Genomic DNA, 1,412 nt, shown 5'->3' with positions numbered 1-1,412 from the left:
CCCCCGAAGGGGCCTTTGTCAGCCGCCCGTTAGGGCGGGAAAGTGAGACTCGCGGGCTCGGGCCGATGCTGAATCATCCGTCCTTTTGTGCCCATCTTCTTTTTCAGCCGCCCGTTGGGGCGGGAGTGAGACTTGCGGGCTCGGGCCGATGCTGAATCATCTGTCCTTTTGTGCCCATCTTCATTTTTCAGCCGCCCCAATCGGAGCGAAGAAGTGCATGCCTCATAAAAACCTATACGCTTGCGCCAACAGGATGTCAAGTTTTTCTTTTGGCGCAGCACGTTACCCATATAATGACCGGACACATCCTCCGCATGGATGAAATACATCGCCCACGCTCGACACGTTGCCTGGTGGAATTGCTCGCACGCATATCGGTCCACCTCGGATGCCCCTGGGTGCCGCGTGTTACATGCTTCTTGCTTTGGTCGTTGGAAAGGCGGCCCGAAGGGCCGCCTTTTGAATGGGGTGGGAGACAGCAGTTGCGCCACGTTTTGCCGTGCATCCAGTTGCAGGGGCTGGAATTGTCGGCGAGGCGATGATGGGCCTTGCGCCTGCCAGAGAGCCTAAAGAGGCTCACGGTGCCGCGCTGCCGGTGGTCACCGGTCGCGGCACCTCCTTCCATCGTCGATCCTGGCATAGGCCAGGCCTATATGGAGAGGAGTCATTTCGCGCCGAAACACGAGTCTCCGCGCGAACAATCGTTTTGCAAGCTGCGCCTCGAAGTGGGTCGCAGTTGCGAGCAAGCGTCGAATCATGTGCTTTCCTCCTTTGTCGTTTGCTGGGCCGGCACATCAATGAAAGCACTCGCAGAGACAAGAATCAAGGCCAAAACCTGAGTTTTTATGGGTAGATAAAAGATACTTTCGCGGGCAGAGTCACGCTACTGAAGCGCATCCGGGGGTGGCGAAAAGAGGCCGCGTAAGCTGGCTAGAAATGGAGGCCGAGCCCACTTTGGAAAACGAAGAGGAAGCGGCCCCGTAGGGCCGCAAAGGGATAAAGGAAATGCTGCGGCTAGAATCTGCCGCCGCCGCCCCGGAACAGCGTGAGAGCGATGGCCACGGCAATAGCGGCGGCAGGAAAGAAGAGGACGAGGCGGAAGCGATTTTCCCATGCGCGTGCGGCCTCGAGGGCGTCCTGTTGCTTTTTCGCAAGAAGCCGAGCCCACTCCTCAAGGTCGAAGAACACGAATTTTCCGACCTTGGCATAGAGCCCCGCCGTATCGGGATCGAAGCGGCACTTCTCGCGCCACGCGCGAAGCGTGCGCAAGGGGATGCCAATCTTCTCTGCGGCGGCGGGGAGCAGCAGGTACCTGCCGTCCTTGTAAGTGGTTTCGGAGGCGGCCATGTTGATCATCTGCTTTTTCATCATGATTTTCCTTGAAATTTGTTGAGCGTGCCGTTCGGTAGCTG

At 58.1% G+C, this 1,412-nt stretch carries 1 protein-coding gene; it reads right to left on the bottom strand.

Annotated elements, in window-relative coordinates; translation table 11 throughout:
* Nucleotides 1–1,014 precede the first annotated feature (1,014 nt).
* A partial coding sequence (locus tag Q8O35_RS05960; protein WP_305571658.1) for a hypothetical protein occupies nt 1,015–1,412 on the bottom strand: 398 nt, incomplete at its 5' end.

Source organism: Humidesulfovibrio sp. (assembly GCF_030689645.1).
Lineage (GTDB): Bacteria > Desulfobacterota > Desulfovibrionia > Desulfovibrionales > Desulfovibrionaceae > Humidesulfovibrio.
Note: the sequence above shows the minus strand (reverse complement) of the source record. Positions and strands in the feature narration are given on the sequence as shown.